Source organism: Streptomyces sp. UG1 (assembly GCF_049974585.1).
GTDB lineage: Bacteria > Actinomycetota > Actinomycetes > Streptomycetales > Streptomycetaceae > Streptomyces.
Genome location: NZ_JBNGGG010000027.1, coordinates 86,636 through 112,435 on the forward strand (window position 1 = coordinate 86,636; position 25,800 = coordinate 112,435).

General features: G+C 71.6%; 17 protein-coding genes. 13 read left to right on the plus strand and 4 right to left on the minus strand.

Features of this window, described 5'->3' with window-relative positions:
• Positions 1-10: 10 nt before the first annotated feature.
• From ACP4J3_RS28480 to ACP4J3_RS28510, 7 genes are all read left to right on the plus strand, one after another.
• Complete coding sequence (locus ACP4J3_RS28480; RefSeq protein WP_426538914.1) at positions 11-7,837, plus strand: aminotransferase class I/II-fold pyridoxal phosphate-dependent enzyme; 7,827 nt, start codon at positions 11-13, stop codon at positions 7,835-7,837.
• Between the two features lie 55 nt (positions 7,838-7,892).
• A complete protein-coding gene (locus tag ACP4J3_RS28485; RefSeq protein WP_426538915.1) occupies positions 7,893-8,771 on the plus strand; it encodes a thioesterase II family protein in 879 nt (292 codons plus the stop codon).
• Positions 8,759-9,850: an SAM-dependent methyltransferase gene (locus tag ACP4J3_RS28490; RefSeq protein WP_426538916.1), complete on the plus strand. Its 1,092-nt coding sequence runs from the start codon at positions 8,759-8,761 to the stop codon at positions 9,848-9,850. The genes ACP4J3_RS28485 and ACP4J3_RS28490 overlap by 13 nt, the downstream gene beginning before the upstream one ends.
• Positions 9,851-9,869: 19 nt before the next feature.
• Positions 9,870-12,587 (plus strand): PEP/pyruvate-binding domain-containing protein, encoded by a 2,718-nt coding sequence (locus ACP4J3_RS28495; RefSeq protein WP_426538917.1) that lies wholly within the window; start codon positions 9,870-9,872, stop codon positions 12,585-12,587.
• Between the two features lie 73 nt (positions 12,588-12,660).
• Complete coding sequence (locus tag ACP4J3_RS28500) at positions 12,661-13,830, plus strand: Rieske 2Fe-2S domain-containing protein (RefSeq protein ID WP_426538918.1); 1,170 nt, start codon at positions 12,661-12,663, stop codon at positions 13,828-13,830.
• 69 nt (positions 13,831-13,899) lie between these two features.
• A complete protein-coding gene (locus ACP4J3_RS28505) occupies positions 13,900-14,580 on the plus strand; it encodes a DUF1295 domain-containing protein (RefSeq protein ID WP_426538919.1) in 681 nt (226 codons plus the stop codon).
• 38 nt (positions 14,581-14,618) lie between these two features.
• Complete coding sequence (locus tag ACP4J3_RS28510; RefSeq protein WP_426538920.1) at positions 14,619-15,503, plus strand: lysophospholipid acyltransferase family protein; 885 nt, start codon at positions 14,619-14,621, stop codon at positions 15,501-15,503.
• Here the strand turns inward: ACP4J3_RS28510 and ACP4J3_RS28515 are convergent.
• The 4 genes from ACP4J3_RS28515 to ACP4J3_RS28530 all read right to left on the minus strand — a co-directional run bounded on the left by ACP4J3_RS28515 (position 15,495) and on the right by ACP4J3_RS28530 (position 18,227).
• Positions 15,495-16,001: a nitroreductase family deazaflavin-dependent oxidoreductase gene (locus ACP4J3_RS28515; protein WP_426538921.1), complete on the minus strand. Its 507-nt coding sequence runs from the start codon at positions 15,999-16,001 to the stop codon at positions 15,495-15,497. The two genes, ACP4J3_RS28510 and ACP4J3_RS28515, sit on opposite strands and share 9 nt — an antisense overlap.
• Positions 16,002-16,093: 92 nt before the next feature.
• Positions 16,094-16,927 (minus strand): hypothetical protein, encoded by an 834-nt coding sequence (locus ACP4J3_RS28520; RefSeq protein WP_426538922.1) that lies wholly within the window; start codon positions 16,925-16,927, stop codon positions 16,094-16,096.
• On the minus strand, positions 16,914-17,573 hold the full coding sequence (locus ACP4J3_RS28525) for an ABC transporter ATP-binding protein (RefSeq protein WP_426538923.1): 660 nt from the start codon (positions 17,571-17,573) through the stop codon (positions 16,914-16,916). The genes ACP4J3_RS28520 and ACP4J3_RS28525 overlap by 14 nt, the downstream gene beginning before the upstream one ends.
• 9 nt (positions 17,574-17,582) lie before the next feature.
• Positions 17,583-18,227, minus strand: coding sequence for a TetR/AcrR family transcriptional regulator (locus tag ACP4J3_RS28530; protein WP_426538924.1), 645 nt, complete (start codon positions 18,225-18,227; stop codon positions 17,583-17,585).
• Positions 18,228-18,630: 403 nt separating this feature from the next.
• Between ACP4J3_RS28530 and ACP4J3_RS28535 the strand changes: the two genes are divergently transcribed.
• The 6 genes from ACP4J3_RS28535 (at position 18,631) to ACP4J3_RS28560 (ending at position 25,799) form a co-directional block, all read left to right on the plus strand.
• Positions 18,631-20,457 (plus strand): gamma-glutamyltransferase family protein, encoded by a 1,827-nt coding sequence (locus tag ACP4J3_RS28535; RefSeq protein WP_426538925.1) that lies wholly within the window; start codon positions 18,631-18,633, stop codon positions 20,455-20,457.
• Between the two features lie 105 nt (positions 20,458-20,562).
• Positions 20,563-21,411, plus strand: coding sequence for an inositol monophosphatase family protein (locus ACP4J3_RS28540; RefSeq protein WP_426538926.1), 849 nt, complete (start codon positions 20,563-20,565; stop codon positions 21,409-21,411).
• Between the two features lie 176 nt (positions 21,412-21,587).
• Entirely contained in the window at positions 21,588-23,000 is a 1,413-nt protein-coding gene (locus ACP4J3_RS28545) for a phytoene desaturase family protein (protein WP_426538974.1), read from the plus strand.
• 176 nt (positions 23,001-23,176) lie between these two features.
• The gene (locus ACP4J3_RS28550) at positions 23,177-24,163 is read left to right on the plus strand and encodes an SCO3242 family prenyltransferase (protein ID WP_426538927.1); all 987 of its coding nucleotides are present in this window, start codon (positions 23,177-23,179) and stop codon (positions 24,161-24,163) included.
• A 32-nt stretch (positions 24,164-24,195) separates the two neighbouring features.
• Positions 24,196-25,059, plus strand: coding sequence for a sugar phosphate isomerase/epimerase family protein (locus tag ACP4J3_RS28555; RefSeq protein ID WP_426538928.1), 864 nt, complete (start codon positions 24,196-24,198; stop codon positions 25,057-25,059).
• Positions 25,060-25,115: 56 nt separating this feature from the next.
• The gene (locus ACP4J3_RS28560; RefSeq protein WP_426538929.1) at positions 25,116-25,799 is read left to right on the plus strand and encodes an EboA domain-containing protein; all 684 of its coding nucleotides are present in this window, start codon (positions 25,116-25,118) and stop codon (positions 25,797-25,799) included.
• Position 25,800: the final 1 nt, after the last annotated feature.

Sequence of the window (25,800 nt, forward strand, 5' to 3'; positions counted from 1 at the left end):
GGAGACGCTCATGAACCAAGGCCCGAGTGGCACCTCCCGGCGGGGCGAGGAACCGACGACCGTTGCCGGGCTCCTGCGACACCACTGCGAACAGCGCCCGGACGCCCTCGCGTACCGCTTCCTCACCGGCGCCGGCACCGGCGGCGACGGCGAATCGCTCACCTACCGTGAACTCGACCTGCGCGTCAGGGCGGTGGCCGTCCTCCTGCAGCGCGAGAACCTGGCCGGCAAGCCGGTCCTGCTGCTCCACCCGCCGGGGCTCGACTACATCGCCGGGTTCCTCGGCTGCCTGTACGCGGGAGCCATCGCCGTACCGGCGTACCCACCGGACACCCGGCGGTTCGGCCGGACCATGCCCCGCCTCGCCGCGATCGCCCGGGACGCGAGGGCCACCCACGCGCTGACGACGGGGGAGATCTCCCGCTTCGTGGCCGGCCGGCACGACGAACTGGCCGCGCTCGGCCTGGCCGGCCTGCGCTGGCTGGTGACCGGCGGACCCGACACCACCGACGCCGACGACTGGCGCGCCCCGGGGCCTTCGGGGCAGGCACCGGCCTTCCTCCAGTACACCTCGGGCTCGACGTCGTCCCCCAAAGGCGTCATGGTCGGCGACGACAACCTGATCCACAACCTCCGCGCGATCCACCGGCGACTGCGGCACGACGCCGACTCGGCCATGGTCTCCTGGCTGCCGCCGTACCACGACATGGGCCTCATCGGGGGCATCCTGACCCCGCTGTACGGGGGGTTCCCCGCGCACCTGATGGCGCCCATGTCCTTCGTACGGCAGCCGCTGCTGTGGCTGCAGACACTGTCCCGCACCCGGGCCTCCACCAGCGTCGCGCCCAACTTCGGTTTCGAGCACAGCGTCCGAAGGATCACCGACGAGCAGTGCGAGAGCCTGGACCTGAGCCACTGGCGGCTGGCGCTGAACGGCGCCGAGCCGGTGCGAGCCGACACCCTGCGGCGCTTCACCGCCCGCTTCGCGTCCCGCGGCTTCCGGCAAAGCGCCCTGCTGCCGTGCTACGGCCTCGCCGAGGCGACGCTGATGGTGACCGGTGTGCCGGCCGACGTGGCGCCCACCGTCGGCACCTTCGCGTCCCAGGCCCTGGGGGACGGCACGGTCCAGCCCGCGGCCGGGACGGATGACGGCCGGGTGAGCGAGGTCGTCGGGTGCGGCCCGGCCGTCGACGGCGTGGACGTCGCGATCGTCGACCCGGGCACGCGGCGACGGATCACGACACGGGACCGGATCGGGGAGATCTGGATCGCCGGGGGCAACGTCGCCCACGGCTACTGGCGTCGGCCCGAGGCCACCGACGAGGCGTTCCGGGCCCGTATCGAAGGAGAGGACGACACACCCCATCTGCGCACCGGCGATCTCGGCTTCCTGCGCGACGGCGACCTGTATGTCGTCGGCCGCACCAAGGACGTCGTCATCGTGCAGGGCCGCAATCACTACCCGCACGACATCGAGCTGACCGCGGAGCGGACCGACGCGCGTCTGCGTACGGGCAGCGGTGCCGTGTTCTCGGTGGAGGTGGACGGCGCCGAGGAGATGGTCGTCGCCTACGAGGTCGAGGGCCGGCGGGTCGAGAACGCCCCCGAACTGCTGGCGCGGCTGCGCACCGCCATCGCCGAGGCGCACGACGTCACACCCCACGCCGTCCTCCTGCTCAAGCGGTCGACGGTGCACAAGACGACCAGCGGCAAGATCCAGCGCCAGGCGTCCAAGCGGGACTTCCTCGATCTCAGGCTCACCGCGATCGCGGCCAGTGTCACACGGGACACCGAGGCCCCGGCCGCCGACGGGGCGCTCACCGGGCTGCCCGCCGACCGGCGCGGGCGAGTGGTGATCGACGCGGTGACCGAGGCGCTGACCGGCCTCGCCCCGGCGGACGACGCCCCGGACATCACCGACTGGACGTTCGCCGAGCTGGACCTCGACTACCCGACGCTCCTGACCACCGTGCGCGAGCTGGAGCGACGGCTCGGCACCGCGATCCCGATCGGCGAACTGCTCGTGCGGCCACGGGTCGACACGTTGATCGCCCGCTTCCTCGGCGAGCGGCCCGGGGCGGACACGGTGCCGCCCGGCCCCGAGTCCACCGACGCCGCGCGGCGGACCGCGCCGCACGGGCCCGAGGCCATCGAGGACTGGCTCGTCCAGCGGATAGCGGGCCGTCTGGGACTGCCGGCGGCGGCGATCGACGCCACCAAGCCGCTGGCGTCCCTGGGACTGGATTCGAAGCAGGCCGTGGAGATCGTGGCCGAACTCGGCTCGGTGACGGGCCGTGAGGTGACCACCGGCGCGGTCTTCGACCATCCGACGGTGCGCGCCATCGCCCATCACCTCGGCGCCGACGACGCGCCCATGGCGACACGAGAGGCGCATTCCCTTCAGGCCCCGGTCGGGAACGCCTCCCTCGACGGGGTCCGGGAACCGGCCGGCCCGGGCGAGCCCGTAGCGATCGTCGGTGTCGGCTGCCGCTTCCCCGGGGCACCCGACGCGGACAGCTTCTGGCGTCTCCTCGTGGACGGCCGCGACGCGATCACCGAGGTGCCCCGCGGCCGTTGGGACGCCGGCCGGGTGAACGCGCCGGCATACGGCGGCTTCCTCGACCGCGTCGACGAGTTCGACGCCCGCTTCTTCGGCATGTCGGCGCGGGAGGCCACCCGCACGGACCCGCAGCAGCGGCTGCTCCTCGAGGTCGCCTGGCAGACCCTGGACGACGCCGGCCTCGACCCGGGCCGGCTCGCGGGCAGCGCCACCGGAGTCTTCGTCGGCATCAGCAGCCACGACTACTCCGAGCTGCAGATGAGCCGACTGGAGGCCATCGACGTCCACGGCGCCACCGGTAACGCCCACTCCATCGCCGCGAACAGGCTGTCGTACACGCTCGACCTGCACGGGCCGAGCCTCGCCGTCGACACGGCGTGCTCGTCGTCGCTGCTGGCCGTCCACCTCGCCTGTGACAGCCTGCGCCGCGGGGAGTGCACGGCGGCGCTCGCCGGCGGTGTGAACCTCGTGGTCACACCGGGTCTCTCCGTGGCCTTCGCCGCGGGCAACATGCTGTCGCCGCAGGGCCGTTGCCGCACCTTCGACGACTCCGCCGACGGCTATGCGCGCGGCGAGGGCGCGGGCCTCGTCCTGCTGAAGCCCCTCTCCGCCGCGCTGGCCGACGGCGACCGGATCCACGCCGTGATCCGGGGCTCGGCGACGGGACACGGCGGCCGGAGCAACGGTCTGACGGCTCCGAAGGGTTCGGCGCAACGAGCCGTCTGCGAACGGGCCCTGGACCAGGCGGGCCTGGCCCCCGGCGAGATCCACTACGTCGAGGCTCACGGCACCGGAACCGCGCTCGGCGACCCCGTCGAGTGGGAGGCGCTGGCCGCCGTCTACGGCCGGGACCGCGCGGCGGGCGAGCCCTGCCTCGTCGGCTCCGTCAAGACCAACATCGGTCACCTGGAGGCAGCCGCGGGCATCGCCGGCCTGATCAAGGCGGCCCACGTCGTACGCCACCGCCGGGTACCGCCGACCCTGCACCTGCGCACCGCGAACCGCCATCTGGTGCGCGATGCGGCGCTCGACGTGCCGACGCGACTCACGAGCCTCCCGGAAGGGACCGTCGCACGGGCCGCCGTCAGCTCTTTCGGGTTCGGCGGCGCCAACGCCCACCTGATCCTCGAAGCGGCCCCCGAGCGGCCCCGGGACGGGACGGCTCCACCGAGGCGCCCGGTGCACGCGCTGTGCCTCTCGGCCCACACACCGACGGCACTCACCGCGCTGGCCCAGAAGTGGCGCACCCACCTGGCCGCCCGCCCGGACGCGGACATCGCCGACCTGTGCCACACGGCGAACACGGGCCGCCCCCGCCTCGGCCACCGTGCAGTCGTCACCGGCGGCTCCGCCGAAGCCCTGGACACCGCACTCGACGCCCTGATCCGCGGCGAGGCGTCGACCGCCGTGGTCCGCGACCGGCCCCGGTCCGGCCCGGCACCGAAGACGGCCTTCCTCTTCAGCGGCCAGGGCACCCAGTACACCGGCATGGGCAAGGGGCTCTACGACACCCACGGCGGCTTCGCCCGCACCATCGACCGCGCGGACGGCGTACTGCGTCCCTGCCTCGGCGTGCCGCTGCCGGACCTGCTCTTCACCGACGGCGGCGAAGCCCGGCTGCGCAGCACCCGCTACTGCCAACCCGCCCTGGTGGCACTGGAGGTGGCCCTCGCCGAGGTGTGGATGTCGCTGGGCGTGCGGCCGGCCGCGCTGCTCGGCCACAGCATCGGGGCGTACGGCGCCGCGTGTGTGGCCGGTGTGATGTCGCTGGAGGACGCGTTGACGCTGGCGGCGGTACGCGGTCGGCACATGGACGAACAGCCGGGCGACGGCGCGATGATCGCCTGTGTCGGAGCCGCGGACGTGATCCACTCGGTCGCCGACGCGTTCGCCTCCGTCTCGGTGGCCGCCGTCAACGCTCCCGACCACCTGGTCCTCTCCGGGGCCCGAGCGGAGATCGACGAAGCCCGGTCCCTGCTCCAGAACCGGAACGTCGTGGTGCGGCCGCTGGCCGTCTCCCACGCCTTCCACTCCGCGCTGATGGCCGGTGCCGCGGGGCCACTGCGGGAGGCGGCCCGGGCCGTGAGGTTCGCGGAGCCGAGCATTCCGTGGATCTTCGACGGCACCGGCGAGCAGATCACCGGGCGCATCGGCGCGGACGACCTGGCCGAGCACATGCTCGGCACGGTCCGCTTCGCCGACGGATTCGCGACGCTGCGCCGCCTGGGCTGTGACGCCTTCGTCGAGATCGGCCCACACCCCACCCTGCTCAATCTGGCCCGCACGACGACATCCCCGGACCGCGAGAACCCGATGCTGTGGCTTCCCTCGCTGCGCAGGGGCGGTCCGGTGGGCAGCTCCGACTGGGAAACCCTTCTGCAGTCGCTCGGCCGCCTCCACTGCGCCGGCGGCGAGGTGGACTGGGCGGCGCTCGACGAGGGACACCGGCGAGAGCGCGTGCCCGTACCGCACACGGTCTTCGAGCGCCGGCCGTATTGGTTCACGTCGCCCACGCAGGAGGCGCCGACGATGCAGAATCCCGCGAGCGATACGAGCGATACGACCGGCGCGACCGATGCGACCGAGGCCACCGGACCGGCCAATGCAGCCGCGTCCGCGTTCACCACCCCCGTGCCGTCGGTCGGCGAGCCCGACGGGCGCCGGGTGGTCCTCGAACACGTCGCACGGGTGTGCTCCTTCCCTGTCGACCAGATCTCCCTGGACGCGCACCTGGGCAGGGACCTCGGTTTCGACTCGCTGATGCGTACCGAACTGGAGCGGGCGCTGGCCCGCCAGTACCCCGGATGCCTGGAAAGGCACCGCCAGTCGCTGTCCGACGACCCCAGCGTCCGGGAGCTGGCCGACCTGCTCGGCCCGGAGCCGGCACCGGCCGTCGCGAGCGGTGAACCCCTGCCTGAACCCCTGCCCGAACCCCTCCAAGAACGCACGCCCCGGCAGGAGCGGGACTTCGAGGAGTGGCCCGAGTACGCGGAGCTGCAGGGCAGGCTGCGCCAGGCCAGGTCGAGCGGCGCCAACCCGTACGGCCGCATCCACGAGGGACACAACGCGGGGCGCGCCACCGTCGACGGCCGTACCGTGCTGAACTTCGCGTCCTTCAACTACCTCGCCCTGTCCCACCACCCGCGCGTCCGCAAGGCGGCGCAGGAGGCCATCGACCGCTACGGCACGTCCAGTTCGGCGACGCCTCTGCTGTTCGGCGAGACCCCGCTGCACCATGAACTGGACGCCGAGGTCGCCTCCTTCCTCGGCACGGAGGACGCGATCGTCTTCGCCGGGGGCCACGCCACCAACGTGGCGACGATCGGCCACATCCTCGGCCCCGAGGACCTGGTCCTGCACGACGAGTGGATCCACGACAGCGCCGTACGCGGCGCCATCCTGTCCGGAGCGCGGCGCAGGCCGTTCCCGCACAACGACTGGCGCGCCCTGGACTCGATGCTGGGCTCACTGCGCGCGCGGCACCGCCGGGCACTGGTGCTCATCGAGGGCGCCTACAGCCAGGACGGCGACATCCCCGACCTGCTCCGATTCATCGAGGTCAAGCAGCGTCACGGCGCGATGCTGATGATCGACGAGGCCCACTCCATCGGCGTGCTGGGCCGCACGGGCCGGGGCATCGGTGAGTACTTCGGCGTCGACCGCCGCGACGTCGACCTGTGGATGGGCACGCTGAGCAAGGCACTCGGCAGCCTCGGCGGCTACATCGCCGCCCGAGGCCCGCTCATCGAGTACCTCAGGTTCACCGCGCCCCTGCACATCTTCAGCACGGGAATCTCGCCGGCGAACACGGCCGCGGCCCTGGAGGCGATCCGGGTCGTCAGGGACGATCCGCGGCGGGTGGCCCGGGTGCGGCGCCTGGCCGAGCACTTCCGCGACGAGGCCCGGGCCCGCGGCCTCGACATCGGCGTCTCCCGCGCGTCCGCGGTGATCCCGGTCATCATCGGCGACTGGGAGAAGACCATGGCGCTGTCCAACACCCTGCTGGAGCGGGGCGTGAACGTGATGCCCATCGGCTACCCGGCCGTCGCCCGCGACGAGTGCCGCCTGCGCTTCTTCATCAACGCCGACCACAGCGAAGAAGACCTGGAACATTCCCTCGACATCCTGGGGCGTGCCATGGCAGACCACGCGACCGAGACTCCCCCCACGGCCTCCGGGGCGGCGGAGCGGACCGCACTCGGCGAAACGTCCTCCGAAGCCCTGCCGGAGGCCACTTCCCGAGCCCCGCATGTCCCGCTGCCCGACTCCGGCGCGGACGTGCTGGTCGCGGGCGCGAGCGGCTTCATCGGAGGGCACCTGACCCGGCGGCTGGCCGAACACGGCCACCGCGTACGGGTGCTGGTCCGCGACGGCAGCGACCGCTCCGCCTTCGACGGCGTCGACGTCGAGATCGCCACCGGTGACCTCGGCGACCCCGACAGCCTGCGCCGCGCCACGGCCGGCGTACGGCACGTCTACAACTGCACCGGCATGTCCGCAGACTGGGGCCCCTGGGAGCAATTCCGGAGCATCAACGTCGACGGCAGCCGCCGCCTCGTCGAGGCGGCGCACCACGCGGGCACCGTCGAACGCTTCCTGCACGTCAGCACCACCGACGTCTACGGCTACCCGGCCAGGCCCTGCGACGAGTCCGCGCAGCCGCGGGACATCGGGCTGCCGTACAACCGCAGCAAGGTGCTCGGCGAGCGCGCCGTGCGGGAGACGGCCGAGCGAGCCGGACTGCCCCTGACCGTCGTACGGCCGGTCTCGGTCTACGGGCCGCGCAGCAAGGACTTCGTGATCGAGATCGCGACCCTCCTGCTGACCAGGCAGATGGTGTACATCCGCGGGGGAGACGTCCCGGCCGGACTCGTCTACGTGGGCAACCTCGTCGACGGCATGATCGCCGCCTGCACCTCCGAGACCGCGGCCGGCCGGGCGTACAACCTGCGCGACCCCGATCTGACCACCTGGCGCGAGTACGTGGAGGCCCTGGCGCACGGCCTGGGCGTCAGGCCGCCGGCCTTCAGCCTGCCGACGCCGCTGGCGCGCGGTGTGGCCACGGCGTCCGAGAAGATCTACGGCGCCCTGGGGGTCAAGGCCCGTCCGGTACTCACCCGGCACGCCGTCCACCTCTTCGACCGGGACCAGTCCTACGCCATCGACCGCGCCCGGGACGACTTCGGCTTCAAGAGTGAGGTCGGCTTCCAGGAAGGCATGGACCTCACCCTGGCCTGGCTGAACTCGCCCGAGGGCCGCAAGCACGTCCCTCGCTGAAACCGGCACCCCCAACACCCACGAACAGCGACGACCGAGGACTGCGAGGATCCACGTGCCCATCACCGAGCGGCCGCCGGGGCCCGCCACGGCCCCGCGGCCACCCGCCGTCGGCTGGTTTCCGGGGCTCACGCCCGCAGGCGGGGCTCATGCCGCGCCGCTACGACTGATCTGCTTCCCGTACGCGGGTGGCACCCCCTCCGTGTACCGCGGCTGGGACGCCGGGCTGGGTGCGGGCGTGCAGGTCGTCCCCGTGCTGCTGCCCGGGCGCGGGCTGCGGATGCGCGAGAGGCCCTACTCGGCCATGCGGCCACTGGTCCGCGACATCGCGCAAGCGCTGATCGAGGGCGACCTCGCCCATGACTACGCCCTGTTCGGCCACAGCATGGGCGCACTGGTCGCCTACGAGGTCGCCTGCGAGCTGCGCGAGCGCGGACACGGCGCCCCCCGGCACCTGTTCGTGTCCGGGAGCAGGGCGCCCCACCTCTACGGCGACCGCGACGACCGGACGCTGTCCGACGCGGACCTGCGGCAGTTGGTCCGCGCCCTCGGCGGCCTCGGCGACGACCACACCATCGGCAGCGCCTACCTGGACCGGCGCCTGCCCGTGCTGCGCGCCGACCTGACCGCGTGCGAGGAGTACCGCTGGGTTCCACGGGCCCCGCTGGACTGTCCCATGACCGCGTTCTCGGCCACCCGCGACCCCATCGCGCCGCGCCCCTCCGTGGAGGCGTGGCGGTCGTACACCAGCGGCTCCCTCCTCCACCACCACCTGGAGGGCGGCCACTTCTTCCTCAACGGCCTCTCGCGGCCGGCACTCCTGCGCGAGATACGGAGCGAACTCGCCCGGCTCACCGACGAGCCGGGCCGGCCGGCCCCGGACGCGCCCGACCGACTCCCCACTCCGAAGAGGGAACCCTCATGGATCTGCTGAGCCTGGCCAGGAACGTCAAGCACCGGGTGGAGGAACCGCTCACGGACGCGCTGACCGTGGTGAAGATCGTCACGGACCCGCGCAACCCGGTGCTGCTGACGCTGTCGACCGCACTGGTCAACCCGCTGTACCGGGCGGCGTTCCTGGCCTCCGCCGCGGGCTCGGGCGTCCTGCGGTGCCTGGCCGTACGCCCGTGCGACCTCGAGAGCCTCGCCGAGTACCTGGACATCCCCGAGGACGACCGCCCCCGGCTGCGGGCCTGGCTCGAAACCGGCGTCCGGCTCGGTGAGCTGGGCCGGCGCGAGGGCTGCTACCGGGTCAAGAGCCCCACGGCCAGGCTCCTGGCCCAGCCCGGGAACGACGCCGTCGCCGCGGCCCTCGAAGAGATCCTGCGCTTCCATGTGCCGGTGCTGCTGGACGCGCCCCGCATGCTCTGCGCCGGCCGCCGCTTCTCCCTCGAGGACCAGGACGGAACCGTCATCGCCCGCTCGTCCCTGGCGCTGCGCGCCATGGTCCAGGCCGCCATCGACCGGACGCTCGACCGCGACGGCCCGGTCCGGCTGCTGGAGATCGGCTGCGGGACGGGTGCCTATGTGCGCTACGCCGCCGAGTCGAATCCCCGGCTGACCGCCGTCGCCGTCGACCTGCAGGAGGAGGTCGCCGCGCGGGCCGCCGACAACATGGCCGAATGGGGCCTCGCCGAGCGCGTGGAGACCCGCCAGGGAGACCTGCGCACGCTGGACCTGCAGCCCCAGTTCGACCTGGTCACCCTCCACAACAACATCTACTACTTCCCCGAGACCGAACGCGTCGAGGCGCTTCAGCGGGCTCGCTCCCTCCTCGCCCCCGGCGGCCGGCTGCTGCTCACCACGTCGTGCCAGGGCGGCGGCAACCTCGGCCTCGACGTGCTCAACCTCTGGTTCACGTACGCCGACTTCGGCGGCCCCCTGCCCCGGGCGGACGAACTGGCCTCCCAGATGGAGAAGGCGGGCTTCACCGACGTGCGGGCCACGCGGGTCATCCCCGGTCAGCCGTTCCGCGCCTTCGTCGGCACCAACTCTCCCGCCCACAGCGCCTGACAGGCCAGGAGATCTCATCATGGACACCCGAACCGACAGCACCCCGGCCGCCGCGGCGGTCTCGCAGGCGCCGCACGCGGACCTGGTGATCGTCCTCGGCCGCACCGCCGCCACCGTCGAGACGGCCGGGGGCAAGGCCGCCCGGCTGGGCGAGATGACCGAAGCCGGCCTTCCGGTCCCGCCCGCCTTCTGTCTGAGCACCGGCCTGTTCGACCTCTTCCTGCGCGAGACCGGTCTGGCGGCCGAGATCCGCGCCGCCGAGGCACGCGGTACGGACGGCCGGACCATCCGTGAACTGATCGTCGACCGGGAGATACCCGAGGCCGTCGCCCGGACCGTCCTCGCCGCCTACGAGGACCTGGGCCGCCCGCGGGTCGCCGTCCGCTCGTCCGCCTGCCGGGAGGACTCCGCCGCCCAGTCCTTCGCCGGACAGCACGACACCGTCCTGGACGTCGCAGGTGACCAGGCGCTGCTGGAGGCGGTCAAGACCTGCTGGGCCTCGCTCTGGTCCGACCGCGCCGCGGCCTACCGGGACAGCGGCTCCGCGGGCTCGATCGCCGTGGTCGTGCAGGAGATGGTCCATGCCGACGTCAGCGGTGTGCTGTTCACCGTCGATCCGGTCGGCGGACAGCCCAACCGGATGGTCGTGGAGGCCTGTTGCGGCCTGGGGGAGGGCCTGGTGTCCGGGCGTGTCTCCAGCGACTTCTTCGCCGTCGACGACCGCACGCTGGAGGTGGTCGAGGAGCGCGTCCGCTACAAGGTGACCAAGTGCGCCTCCGTGACCCCCGGCACCATCGGCATGACCAAGGTCGATGCCGCCGACCGCAACACCCCGTGCCTGACCCGCGAACAGCTCACCGCGCTGGCCCGGCTCGCCCTCGACGTCCGTGCTCAGTACGGCACCGAGCAGGACATCGAGTGGGCCCTGCGGGACGGCACGCTGTATCTGCTGCAGACCAGGCCGATCACCACACGGCCCCGCCAGAACACGGCCGAGGAGAAGCACAGCCCCTATGTCGCACCGCAGCCGGACGCGGTGCGGCAGGGCACGCTGTGGTCCAGGATGGACATCGGCGAGATCTTCGTCGGCCTGATGTCCCCGCTGGGCCTGAGCTTCGCCCGCTACTACCAGCAGCACGTGCACCGCGACTGCGCCGCCGCCCTCGGCGTCCGCGACACCGGCGACGTCGACCTGCACATGGGCTACCTCCAGGGCCACGTCTATCTGAACATCTCCTACACCGCCCATCTGCTGGGCCAGTGCCTGCCCACCCGCGACCAGCGCCACTTCACCAGCCGCTTCGTCAGCGAGGAGGCCGACCTCTCCACCTACGACAACCCCTTCGGCACCTTCCCGGGCGGCGTCGAGGACCTTCTGTCCACTCTCCACTGGGTGCGGTCGACGGCCACCGAGATGCTGACCATGAAGCACCGCGCCGAGGAGATGGTCGCCACCCGGCTGTACGAGTTCGACCGCGCACGGCGACTGGACCTCACCCGGATGAGCCGCCGCGAGCTCAACGCCGAGCTCATCCGCTACCTCGACTTCTTCCACGACGCACACGTGGGCTACATGCCCTACTACATCAATGCGTTCGGCTTCTACGGAGTCCTGACGGAGCTGTGCCGGAAGTGGCTCGGGGCCGACGGCGACAATCTGCAGAACCGCCTCAAGACCGACATGTCCAGCCTGCGGACCGTGGCCTCCGCCCAGGAGATCTGGAAGGTCGCCCAGGCCGCCAAGGCCCGGCCGCGGGTCATGAAGATCATCGACGAGGCGCCGCTGGAAGAGATCGCGCGCCGGCTGCGCGACGACGACGAGGGCCGCGCCTTCTGGAACGCCGAGATGGAACCGTTCCTGCGGGCCAACGGCACCCGCGGCCGGCAGGAGATGGAGCTCACTCATCCGCGCTGGATCGACGACCCCGCGTACATCTTCCAGATGATCCGCCGCTACGCCGCCGACGGGTTCTCCGTCGACGACATCATGGGGCGCAGCCGGGCCCGGGCGGAGGGCGACGCCCGGTCGGCGCTGGAGAAGCTGCCGCTGCCCCAGCGCAAGACGCTGGAGACGGTCATCGCGATGTACTCCCTGTGCAGCGAGCTGCGCGAGACCACACGCATGTCGATGATCACGTCGATCTGGCTGGTCAGGAACGTGGTGTACGAGGTCGGCCGCAGGCTGTGCGCGGAGGGCGTCCTGCACTCCCTGGACGAGGTCGCGTACCTCGACTTCGAGGATGTCCGCGCCTACCTGGCCGGTACGCGCACGGGCCGCGAGGCGTTCTCCCGCGCGGAACTGGACGAGCGCCGGCGCGCGCACGACTACCACAACCGGCTGCCCGAGCCGCCCCTGACCTTCATCGGCGAGCACGACCCGACCCGGTCGGTGCGGCCCGCGGCCGGCGGCACGCGCCTGGAGGGACTGGGCTCCAGCCCGGGACGGATCGTCGGGCGGGCCCGCATCGTGGAGGACCTGGTCTGGCAGGCGGACGAGTTCCAGCCGGGGGAGATCCTGGTCACCCGCTACACCGACGCCTCCTGGACGCCGCTCTTCGCCATCGCCGGCGGCGTGGTCACCGACGTCGGATCGATGCTCTCCCACAGCTCGATCGTCTCGCGGGAGTTCAACGTGCCGTCGGTGGTCAACACCAAGTACGCCACACAGCGCATCAACACGGGCGACATGGTCATGGTCGACGGCGACACCGGTGTCGCCGAGGTCGTCGACGGCTGAACCGGTGCCGCCCATCCGCCAGTACACCGCGCCTGGTCCGCCACGGCGCGGGTGACGAGAGGAAGACAGCCGGATGATCCCCAACCAGTGGTACCCGATCCTGCAGACCGGTGACATCAAGCGCGACAAGCCCACCGGGGTGCGCCGTCTGGGCGAGGAACTCGTCCTGTGGCGCGACCTCGACGGCAACCTCGTGTGCCAGACGGCGCGCTGTCCCCACAAAGGCGCCAACATCGCCGACGGCCGGCTCAAGGGCAACACCGTCGAGTGCCCCTACCACGGCTTCCGTTTCAACGCCGAGGGCACCTGCAAGGTGGTGCCCGCCCTGGGTTCCGACGCGCGCATCCCCGCCTCGCTCAAGTTGCGTACCTACCCGGTGCGTGAGGAGCACGGCCTGGTCTGGCTGTGGTGGGGAGACCAGCGTGAGGAACTTCCGGCGATCGAGCTGCCGACCGAACTCGTGAGCAATCCCAGGCCCTACGAGACCATCTCGTGGACCCGGCCCATCCACTACACGCGCTACATCGAGAGCCTGCTCGAGTTCTACCACGTGACCTTCGTGCACCGGGATCACTGGACGAACAACATCGACTACACCTTCATGTACGGCACCGCGCGCAACTTCTGGATGGACGGCCGCGACCGCTACCTCGCCGCCAACAAGATCGTCAACCACGAGGTCGAGGTCGACGGGACCACCATCCGCTCCACCTTCGACCAGTGCGAGGAGGCCAATCCGGAGAACAGCTCCCACTTCAACCTCATCTACCAGGCACCGGGACTGACGCACGTCAAGACCGGGCTCCTGGAGATCACCACCTGGCTCACCCCCATCGACGACGAGAACACCCTGGCGATCATGCGGCTGTACGAGTACCCGAGGCTGCGGACCATGGTGCCGGTCAAGCAACTGCGGCCCTGGGTGCTGCGGGCGTCGCTGCTCATGGAGAGGCTCGTCCAGGACCCGCAGGACGTGGGCATCATGCTCCGTCAGGAGCCCAAGGTGAGCGAGCGCGGTGTGAACAAGCTCATCGCGGTCGATGAGATGAACGCCAAGTTCCTGCAGCTGCGCGACCGCCTCAAGGCGGAGGCCGCGGCCCACTCGAACGCCCCGGCGGGCGAACCGGGCGACACCCAGGCCGCGGCCGGCGGCAACGGTTCCAAGGGGACGAACGGCACCCGCCAAAGGCGCACGGCCGAGTCGAGGAGCCGGACCGGCAACCTGGCCAAGGCCCGGTCATAGGGGACCGATCCCCCCTGCGGCACCCCTCACTTCCCACCCCCCCACCCCCATGGAAAGCGAGCGTGAGAGATGTACGGCGGGTACGACACGTCGATCGGCCCGAAGACGCTGGTGACCACGTGCAACACCGCGGCCGTGGTGATGGCCGCCTGGTTCCTCTTCGGAGGCACGGACACCGTGGCCGACTGGTTCGGCATCCACCTCGACCAGGCCGAGTTGCTCCGTCGTGGACTCCTTCTCGCCCTGTCGGCGATCTACCTGCTCCGGTTCATCGCCACGACCTTCGTCATGCTCAAACGCAGCATGGAGTGGTCCGAGGCCGCGACCGTGGGCGTCTGGGTCGTCATCATCCACGGCACGATGGCCTACCTGGGCGGCACCAACGCCGCCTCGGTGGGCGCGTTCGCCTGGCTCGGCGTCGTGCTCTACCTCGTCGGGTCGTACCTCAACACCGGCTCGGAGTACCAGCGCAAGCTGTGGAAGCAGGTGCCGGAGCACAAGGGAAAGCTCTACACCGAGGGCCTGTTCAAGTACTCCATGCACATCAACTACTTCGGTGACGTCGTGCTCTTCACCGGATTCGCGCTGGTGACGGGCAGTCCGTGGGCCTTCGTCATCCCGGCGATCATGGCGTGCATGTTCGCTTTCCTGAACATCCCCATGCTCGACAAGTACCTGGCCGAGCGATACGGCGACGCCTTCCAGGAGTACTCCAAGAAGACGGCCAAGTTGGTGCCGTTTGTCTACTGAGAGAGATCCGTCCACGGAGAGAGCAGGAGGAGAGGCGTATGGACCGGGTGAGCCCCCGGGACCTGTTCCTGGAGACGGTCGCCCAGGGCATGCTCGCCCTGGCCCGGGGGCGCGACCTCCTCGACCGCTGTCTCACCGACGAGCAGAGCGTGGACGACTTCGGCTACGACCCCGAACTCACCGACGACGTCCTGCTGGCGCCTCTTCGGCAGCTGTACGGCAAGTACTTCCGCGTCGATGTGGAGGGCCTGGACCACGTACCGGCCGAGGGCGGCGCCCTCATCGTGGCCAACCACTCCGGAACCCTGCCGATGGACGCGCTCATGCTGCAGATCGCCCTGCGCGACCATCACCCCGCGCACCGGGCGCTGCGGCTGCTCGCCGCCGACCTGGTCTTCGAACTGCCGGTCCTGCGCACACTGGCCCGCAGGGCCGGCCACACGGTCGCCTGTATGGACAGCGCACTGCGGCTGTTGGAGCGCGGCGAACTGGTCGGCGTCATGCCCGAGGGCTACAAGGGGCTCGGCAAGCCGTTCGCCGAGAGGTACCGGCTGCGCCGCTTCGGCCGGGGCGGCTTCGCGGCCGTCGCGCTGCGCACCGGGACCCCCCTCGTGCCCTGCTCCATCGTGGGTGCCGAGGAGATCTACCCGATGATCGCGGACGCCCGCCCCCTGGCCCGGCGCCTCGGCCTCCCCTACTTCCCGATCACGCCCACATTTCCCCTGCTCGGCCCGTTGGGCGCCGTGCCCCTGCCGACCAAGTGGACGATCCGGTTCGGCGAGCCGGTCCGGACCGACCACTACTCCCCGCAGACGCTGGAGGACCCGATGTTCGTCCACAAGCTCTCGGACGAGGTCCGCGACACCATCCAGGAGACGCTGACCGCGATGGTGCGCGAACGGGGTTCGCTCTGGTCAGGATGAGGAAGGCAGCGGCGTGCCCTCGAGCCGTACGAACGGGGTGGCCTCTCCGATGCGCCGGTAGGCGGCCTCGCTGCCGTCCACGGAAAAGCCCATGAGCGAGGCCAGGCGGCGGGCGGCTCGTGGGTGTCGACGGGCGTAGTCGGCCATGACGTCGGCGCCCTCCTCGGGCGACAGGAAGTGAGCCGTGACGGAGAAGCGTCGCCTGCCGAACTGGATGACGGCCTGCGGCCGATGACGCAGATTCTGGTACCAGTCGGATTTCGGGCCGAAGCCCGAGGCGACGGTCCAGGTGTCCGTGTCCCGGTCGTAGGACACCACCTCGAGCACCCCTTGGCGTTCGCGCCCGGACTTGCGACCGGTGTGGTGCAACAGGAGGAAGCGTTTGCCGAGCAGTGGCCCCAGTCCGGCGTGATACAGGCGGATGGGGAGTCGGAACGCCAGCCGCCGCCATCCGGTGGGAGGTTGCGGGCGACGGGGCGTGCTCTGGTGTTGCGTCATTGTCGCCTTCCTGGCTTCGCGGAGGTGCGGCCTTTGTGCCAACTGGCAGCGAGACAATGAGAATTCTGTGTCCATGGAAAGTTTTGCACAGTCTAAAGGTCCCGGGCAAGGCCGCTCGCGGAGTGCCGCACGGCGGGGCGGTTGCGGTTGCGGGTCCTGATGCGGAAGATGGCCAGCCCCACCGCGCTGAACGAGGCCGCCCACACCAGTCCCAGGGCGAGGTGACCCCACAGCGTGGTGTCGCCGAAGGAGCCGCCTGCCGCGAACTGCATGGGGCCGAAGGACGGGAACCACTGCAGGACGGGCTTGTTGGCGAGGGGGTTGCCCAGCGGGTTCTGCAGGAAGGTGTCCATCAGCCCGCCCATGATGATGAGGAAGAAGCCCTCCAGATCGCGCTTGACCAGCACGCCGAGGAGCAGTCCGAGGGCTCCGTAGGTGAGGGCGATGACGGTGTAGCCGGCGAGCACGGCGAACCAGCCGCCCACCGCCGGGCGCCAGAAGAGCAGGATCGCGAGCGCGGTGTAGAGGGCGATCGCGGTGGCGACCACGGCGATGGCCAGCGTCTTGGCGCCGAGGAGGGTGGACTGCCGGTATCCGGCGAAGACGAGCCGCCGGTCGAAGGCGAGGGCTTTGCGGACGGCGTCGAAGACCACGAACCCGGCGATCATCGTGACGGAGTTCAGGCCCGCCGAGATCAGGGTGAGACGGCCGCCGTCGACATGCAGGACCCGGCCGGTCGCGTACAGCTTGAAGTCCAGTACCTCACCCGAGGCCAGGGTGTCCATGAGCAGGTACCACAGGGGCACGAACAGCACGAGCAGCAGCCCGGCGAGCCGGTTGCGGGTCTGGTCGCGCACCGAGAAGCGCAGCGCGGTGGGGAACTGCCCGTACTGGGCCCGCGGTTCGGTCGTGTCAGGCGTCGACATGGTGGTCCTCCTCGGCCGTGGTGCGGGGGGTGACCCGGCCGTCGGCGAGATCGGCGAGCAGGTCGAAGCGGTCCTGTTCGAACACGAGGTGGGTGATGATCACGACGGCCTTGCCGCGGGTCCGCAGGTCCTCGACCAGGGTCCAGAAGCGCAGGTAGGTCTCCCAGTCGAAGCCCTGGTAGGGCTCGTCGAGGAGCAGGACGTCCGGGTCGTGCAGAAGGGAGAGGGTGAGGTTGAGCTTCTGCCGGGTGCCGCCGGAGAGTTCGCCGGCCACGGTCTGTGCGTAGCGCTCGTAGCCGAGGAGGCGCACGAGTTCATGGCCGCGGCGCAGGTCGGGCAGATGGTGGGCGGCGGCGAAGTAGCGCAGGTGCTGCTCGACGGTCAGGGCGGTGTTGAGCACCGGGTCCTGCGGACAGTAGCCGAGTGTCCCGGACAGGGACACCTCGCCGCGATCCACGGGGAGGGTGCCCGCCAGAATCCTGAGCAGGGTGGACTTTCCGGCGCCGTTCTCCCCGACGACGGCGACGAGTTGCCCGGCGGTGACGGTGAGGTCGGCGCCGCGCAGGACGTGGTGCCTGCCGTAGGACTTGTGGACGTCGTGGGCCTGGAGCACGGGTGAGGGGGTGCGGGTGGATCCGGCCGGCATGGAGGTTCCCTAGCCTTTCTCGAATGCGTCTCCTTGCGGTGATGCGTTCAGTCCGCCCGTGTAGATGCTGAGCATCTCCGGCGCCCAGCGGGCCACGCCCTCGGCCGACAGCGGGTCGGCGCCCAGGACTTCGGCGAGCCGGTCGCGCAGGAGGAAGACGGCCAGGTCGTTGGCGAGCAGGAAGGCCGCGCGGATCGCCGGCTCCCGGCCGGGTGCGGCCAGTCCGGCCGCCGCCAGGCCGTCCAGGGCGGCTCGACTGAGGTCGAACAGGCGCTGGAAGAGCTGCCTGCCGACGTCGGTGTCGGACAGCAGCAGCCGGCGCAGGTAGCCGGGCAGCGGAGAGCCGGCCGGCAGGTGGCGGGCGAACGCCTCGCTGAGGGACCTCGCCCCGGTACCGGGGTCGAGGAGCTGAGCCCCGCTCTCGCCGGTCAGTTCGCCCAGCATCGCCTCGAACACGGCCAGGACGTACCCGTCGACCTCCTGGCGCAGGCCGTCCTTCGAACCGAAGTGGTGCACGACGAGTCCCGCTGACACGCCCGCGGCCTCGGCGATCTGGCGCACCGTCACCGAGTCCGGCCCGCGGGCGGCGAACAGCCGCAGGGCCTCGTCGCGGATCACCGCGCGAGTGGTCCGGTCATCCGGGATTGAACGCATGTGCAGCACGCTAAACAATCGTTCAATGCCGCGTCCAGGGGGTGCCCCGGGTTGAGTTGATCCGGGGTCCCCGCGCGTCCGGGCTGGCCGTCAGCCTCGTCCTGACGACAACCAGGTGATTTCAACAGTCAGGCCGGCCGGTAGACGGCCCGCTCCGGATCAGGTCGCACGGTCACCCAGGGCCTTGATCACCGCGGCGAGTGCCTGCTTGTGCGTCAGAGGCTTCTCGGCCATCTCGTCCTCCCCCCTCCCAGAAGCCGCTACAGGGGCGCGGGGTGATCGATAGCCTGCCGGGGAGCGGTGTGGGAGGAGGGCCCCGGCCGGACTCCCCGGATTCTCCGCAGGACCGGTCCGAGCGCCGTCGGCCTGGCCGATGTGCGCGAACAGCGAGGTGAGAGGCCGTATGTTCACCACCCGTCCCACCCTTCAGGGCACCTTCGGCATGGTGTCCTCCACCCACTGGCTGGCTTCGCAGTCCGCGATGGCCGTGCTGGAGCGCGGCGGCAACGCCTACGACGCCGCGGTGGCGGGCGCGTTCGTGCTGCACGTCGTCGAGCCGCACCTCAACGGTCCGGCCGGCGAGGTGCCGATCCTCATCGCCCCGGCGGGCGGCGAGGTGCGGGTGCTGTGCGGGCAGGGCGTGGCGCCGGCGGGGGCGACCGTCGCGCACTACCGGGGCCTCGGCCTTGAGCTGGTGCCCGGGACGGGCCCGCTCGCCGCCGCCGTGCCCGGCGCCTTCGACGCCTGGATGCTGCTCCTGCGCGACCACGGGACCAGGACGCTCGCCGAGGTGCTGGAGTACGCCATCGGGTACGCCGAACACGGGCACGCGCCAGTGGAGCGGGTCGGCGAGACCGTCGAGACCGTACGAGAGCTGTTCGAGACGGAGTGGACCTCGTCGGCCGAGGTGTATCTGCCGGGCGGGAAGCCGCCCCGTCCCGGGGAGCCGCTGCGCAATCCCGCTCTCGCCGCCACCTGGAAGCGACTGCTCGCCGAGGTCGCCGGCGCCGGGGACCGGGTCGCGCAGATCGAGGCCGCGCGGGAGGTGTGGCGCTGCGGATTCATCGCCGAGGCCCTCGTACGGCAGGCTCGGCGCCCCACCATGGACACCAGCGGCGAGCGGCACTCCGGCACCCTCACGGCCGCCGACCTCGCCGGCTGGTCCGCGACCTACGAGGCGCCCGCGACGTACGACTGGAACGGCTGGACCCTGTGCAAGGCCGGCCCCTGGAGCCAGGGCCCGGTCCTCCTCCAGCAGCTCGCGCTGCTCCCGCCCGAGCTGCCGCGGTACGGCTCCGCCGAGTACGTCCATGTGCTGATCGAGGGCTGCAAGCTGGCCATGGCCGACCGGGAGGCCTGGTACGGCGACGCGGCCGCAGTGCCGCTGGCCGAGCTGCTGTCGGACGAGTACAACGCCGCCCGGCGAGAGCTGGTCGGCGACAAGGCCTCCCACGAGCTGCGGCCCGGCAGCCCGGGCGGCCGCACCCCACGGCTGTGCGCACACGCGCGCGTGGTGGCCTGCGACGCACCCGGCTTCGACGTGCTGGGCGTCGGCGAGCCGACCGTCGCCAAGCGGCCGACCTCACCGGTGCCGGGCGAGCCCGACGTCGCCACCGACGGCGGCACCCGGGGCGACACCTGCCACCTCGACGTCGTCGACCGCTGGGGCAACATGATCGCGGCCACGCCCAGCGGCGGCTGGCTCCAGTCCAACCCCGTCGTACCCGAGCTGGGCTTCCCGCTCGGCACCCGGCTGCAGATGACCTGGCTGGAGGAGGGCCTGCCGAACTCCCTGACACCGGGCCGCCGCCCCCGCACCACCCTCACGCCCTCCATCGCCCTGCGCGACGGCGTGCCCGTCATGGCCTTCGGCACGCCCGGCGGGGACCAGCAGGACCAGTGGCAGCTCCACTTCTTCCTCGCGGTCGCCCTGCGCGGCCCGGTCCGCGGCGGCCTCGACCTCCAGGGCGCGATCGACGCCCCGAACTGGCACAACGACAGCTTCCCCGGCTCCTTCTTCCCACGCGGCATGCGGCCGGGCAGCGTGACGGTGGAGTCCCGCACGGACGCCGCAGTGGTCGAGGAGCTGCGGCGACGCGGTCATGACGTCACCGTCGGTGACGCCTGGTCGGAGGGGCGGCTGTGTGCGGTCGCGCGGGACCCGCAGACCGGCGTCCTGTCGGCCGCGGCGAACCCGCGGGGGATGCAGGGATACGCGGTCGGGCGCTGAACACGTCTCCGACCTGCTGATACGCGCCCCTCGTATTCACGTCGGCGCCATCCGGCGGCCACCGGGCGGGCGGGGATTGTCAGTGGGGCATGTTCTTATTGACACGTGATCGAAGACAACGAAACCATCGAAGAGTTTCTCGCACAGCACTCGGTCGACGTGGAGGAAGCGGTCCGCAAGGCGGCCGCGGCCGAGATCATGCCCCGCTTCCGGCAGCTCGCCGCGCACGAGGTCGACCAGAAGGCGGGACCGCACGACCTGGTGACCGACGCCGACCGGCTCGCCGAGCAGTACCTCACCGGGGCGCTGCGCGCCCTGCTGCCCGGCTCGGCCGTGGTCGGCGAGGAGGCGGTGCACGCGGATCCGGCGTCGTACGGGGCGTTGCGGGGCGACGCCCCGGTGTGGATCGTCGACCCCGTCGACGGCACCCGCCAGTTCGTGCACGGCGACGAGGGCTTCTGCACCCTGATCGCGCTCGCGCGGCGCGGCGTCCTGCTCGCCTCCTGGACCTACGCCCCCGCCCGCGACCAACTCGCCACGGCGATCCGGGGCCAGGGCGCGTTCCTCGACGGCGAGCGCCTGCACTCCGGCACGCCGGAGCCCGGCCGCGCCCTCGAAGTGGCCACGTCCCACCCGGACTACACGACCGACGAGCAGAAGCGCGGCCTGCTCGGCCTGTGGACCGACGGCATCGCACCGCGCGCGTGCGGCTCGGCGGGGCTGGAGTATCTGGCCGTCGCGCGGGGGGAGTTGGACGCGACCGCGTTCAGCTGGGAGGCCGCGTGGGATCATGCCGCGGGCATCCTGCTGGTCGAGGAGGCGGGCGGCGCGCACCTGACTCGTGCGGGGGAGCCGTTCCGGATCACCGGGGGTAACGCTCTGCCGTTCACGGCGGCACGGGACGTAGCGACGGCCAGGCGGGTGGCGGGACTCTTGCAGCAAGGGGTCGGCTGACGCCCTTAAGGGGCGCGGGGAACTGCGCGACCAGCCCCCACATACCCGCAGCCGCAAGACAACCGATCGGACCGAGATCTTAGGCGATGTCGGCCGCACTCACCTCAGTCAGTGCCCCGGCATATCCTGATCCTTCAGTGGCCATCGGCTGACGAAGGAGTCCGAACGTGCCGGCGATGCTCGATGCGGTCGTGGTGGGAGCGGGGCCGAACGGACTGACGGCTGCCGTGGAGCTGGCCCGCCGCGGCTTCTCCGTGGCCGTGTTCGAGGCACAGAGCACCGTCGGCGGGGGAGCCCGCACCGAGGAGCTGACCCTCCCCGGCTTCCGGCACGACCCGTGCTCCGCCGCCCACCCCCTCGGCATCAACTCACCCGCGTTCCGGACCATGCCCCTCGACCGCTACGGCCTGGAGTGGCTGCACGCCGAGCTGCCGATGGCGCACCCGTTCACCGACGGCACCGCAGCCGTGCTGGCCCGCTCCGTCGCCCAGACCGCCGCCTCCTTCGGCCCGCGCGACGCGGGTCCGTACCGCAAGCTGGTCGCGCCGTTCCTGGCCAGGTGGGACACCCTGGCCCGGGACTTCATGTCCCTGCCCCTGACCGCGCTCCCCCGGGACCCGGTCACCCTCGCCCGGTTCGGCCTGGTCGGGCTGCCCCCGGCCACCTGGCTGATGCGGCGCTTCAGGGACGAGCGGGCCAGGACCCTGTTCTCCGGCCTCGTCGCGCACGTCATGGCCCCGCTCGGCGGCTTCGCCACCGGCGCCATCGGCCTGGTCTTCGCCCTCGCCGCACACGCCCGCGGCTGGCCCGTGGCCCGCGGCGGCTCCCAGTCCGTCTCGGACGCCCTCACCGCGTATCTGAAGGACCTCGGCGGCGGCGTCCACACCGACTACGAGGTCAAGCGCCTCGACGACCTGCCACCCGCGCGCGCGTACGTCTTCGACACCTCACCCACCGCCCTGGCCCGCATCGCCGGCTTCGGCGACTACTACGCGGGCTATCGCTACGGCCCCGGCGCCTTCAAGATCGACTACGCGCTGGACGGCCCGGTGCCGTGGACCGCGCCCGAGGCCCGGCGGGCCGGCACCGTGCAGATCGGCGGGGACAGCGGCGAGATCGGCGCCGCGCTGCGCGCCGCGTCCCGGGAGGGCCGGGCACCCGACAAGCCGTTCATGATCACGGTGCAGCCCAGTGTCGCCGACCCGAGCCGGGCCCCCGAGGGCAAGCACGTCTTCTGGGCATACGGTCATGTGCCCAACGGCTGGACCGGAGACCTCACGGACGTCATCGAGCGCCAACTCGAGCGCTTCGCCCCGGGGTTCCGCGACCGCGTCCTCGCCCGCGCGACGGCCGGACCGCCCGAACTCGCCGCCCGCAACGCCAACTACGTCGGCGGGGACATCGCCTCCGGAGCGGCCTCCGGACTCCAACTCCTGCTGCGACCCAAGCTCTCGCTGTTCCCCTACACCACCCCGCACCCGGCCGTCTACATCTGCTCGTCGGCGACCCCGCCCGGACCGGGCGTGCACGGAATGTCGGGGCACAACGCGGCCAAGGCGGTGTGGCGGCGACTGCGGCAGGAGCAGTGACACTGCCCAAACGACCCACGTTTACCGTCAGTTCGGCCCGCTCGGTAAGAAAAAGACCGTGTCTACTTTGTCACTCGTCTTACCTAGGGGTAGGTACCTGAAGGGTCAACCGCCGCGAGTAGGGTGCGGCCATGAAAGATCGGAAAGCGGTTGTCCGCTTCGGATCCCGGTCTGCCGTGCGCCTCGCCGACCTCGCCCTGCTCGTCAGAGCCCCGGCCGCGCTGAGTGTCCCCGGTGACGTGATCGCGGGAGCGGCCGCGGCGGGGCGCCCGCTGGGCGCTCGGACCCTCGGAGTGATCGGCTCCTCAATCTGCCTGTACTGGGCCGGCATGGCCCTCAACGACTACGCCGACGCCACGGTCGACGCCGTCGAGCGACCGGACCGGCCTGTGCCGTCGGGGCGGGTTCCGCGGCGCGCTGCGCTTGCTGTGGCCGGGGGGCTCACTGGGGCGGGGCTCGGGCTCGCCGCGGTTGCCGGTGGGCGCCGTAGCGTGTCCGTCGCGCTGCCCCTGGCCGGGCTGGTCTGGGCGTACGACCTGAAGCTCAAGTCCACGCCGGCGGGTGGTTTTGCCGTGGCGGGAGCCCGGGTTCTGGACGTCGTGGCCGGAGCGGTTGTGGCCGGGCCCGGGGCTGGATCGGTCGGTGGCGCGCTTCGTCGGGCCGCTGTGCCTGCGGCGCTGGTCGGGGTGCATACCGGTACGTTGATGGCGCTCAGCCGGCATGAGATCTCCGGGGCGACCGTGCGGGTGCCTGCGGCGACTTTGGCCGTGTCGGTGGTGACTGCGGTGGCCACGGCCGTTCCGGTCGGGCGAGACGACGTAGGAAGTGCCGCGAAGGGTGGTGTGTCGTCTGCTGCGCCGTCTGGGCTTGTCGCGCAGTTCCCCGCGCCCCTTAGGGGCGTTGCAGGCGCCGTTCGTTCCAGGAAGCTGTTCGCCGCCGTTGGTGCTCTCGGCTACCTCGGTACCTACGGAACCGCCCAAGTCCGTGCCGTGCGGAAGCCCTCGGGGGAGAATGTCCGGCGGGCCGTCGGGGCCGGGATTCTCGGGCTGATGCCTCTTCAGGCGGCGCTCACCGCGCGCGGCGGGGCACCGGCCGTCGCCGCGGCGCTCGGCGTCGTCCACCCCCTGGCGCGACGGCTGGCCCGGCGCATATCCCCCACCTGAGTCCACCCACCTCCGTGTGAGGAACCCGCAGCATGAGACCTCCCCCCACCCCACTGAAACTCGGCTACGGCACCAACGGCTTCTCCCACCACCGGCTGAGTGACGTCCTCGCCGTCCTCGCCGACCTCGGCTACGACGGCGTCGCCCTCACCCTCGACCACAACCATCTCGACCCGTACGCCGACGACCTGCCCCGTCGCGTCACCGCCCTCGCCCGCCAGCTCGCTCGGCACGGACTGGACGTCACGGTGGAGACCGGCGCGCCCTACTTCCTCGACCCCTGGGGCAAGCACCTGCCCACGCTGATGTCGGACGGCTCCGAGCGCCGGGTCGAGCTGCTGCGCCGCGCTCTGCGCATCGCGGCCGAACTCGGCTCGTCGACCGTCCATCTGTGCAGCGGTCCGGCGCCGGACGGGCTGCCGGAGCGGGACGCCTGGAAGCGGCTCGCGGCGGGCATCGGGGTGGTGTTGAAGACCGCCGAGAGGTACGGGGTGGCGCTGGCCTTCGAGCCCGAGCCGTACATGTTCGTCGACACCGTGGAGCGGTGCCTGCGGCTCGCCCGACTGGTCGACGGACACGAGCTGTTCGGGGTCACCCTGGACGTCGGCCACGCGCACTGCGTGGAGGAACGGTCCGTGCTGGACTGTGTGCGGCAGGCGGCCCCGCTGCTGCGCAACGTGCAGATCGAGGACATGCGGCGTGGCGTCCACCAGCACCTCGAATTCGGCTCGGGCGAGATCGACTTCCCGCCCGTGCTGGCCGCCCTGCACGACCTCGGGCACCGCGGCCTGGTCTCCGTGGAGATCCAGGGCGGCTCGCTCGACGCGCCCGAGGTCGCCCGCCGCTCCATCGAATTCCTGCGCGCGGCCGAACGGACCGCCGTGGCCGCCGCCTAGGACACCGTCCAGCCCAGCTCCTCCCCCTCTTCCCCTCTCCGGGAGTTGTTCCCCCCATGGCTGTCACGACCGCCTCCCCCTCCGCCCCGCCGGACCCCCGACCCGCCCTGCACGCCGCACTGGACCCCACGGCCCGCGCCTGGCTGGACGAGAGTGCCGCCAAGGCCGCCGCCGAACCGGCCGCCGTACGACGGCTCTTCCCCGCCGCCCGAAGGCGCTGCGGGCACAAGCGGCTCACCGAGCACTGGACCGTCGACGAGGCCGCCCGCGCCGTCCTGCTCACCGCCCTGCCCCTGCGCGGCCAGGCCCTGGCCGACGAGGTCGCCGGCCTCCACCGGCACGGCGACCCGGCCGAACAGCGCGCCGTCCTGCGCACCCTGCCGCTGCTCGACCTCGGTGACCTCGCCCTGCCCCTGGTGCGGGAGACCCTGCGCGGCAACGACACGACGCTGATCGAGGCCGCCCTCGGGCCCTACGCCGCCGCGCATCTGCCGGACGCCGAGTACCGGCAGGCCGTACTGAAGTGCGTCTTCTGCGAGATCCCGCTCGACCGCGTGGCCGGCCTCGACACCCGCGCCGACCGTGAACTGGCCCGGATGCTCGCCGACTTCGCCCACGAGCGGATCGTCGCCGGACGGGACGTACCCAGGGACATCCACCCCGTCGTCCGCGCCTTCCCGGACGCCGTCGCCGCCGAACTCGAGCCCGCGCTCATGGACGTACTCAAGGAAGAGGGCTGAC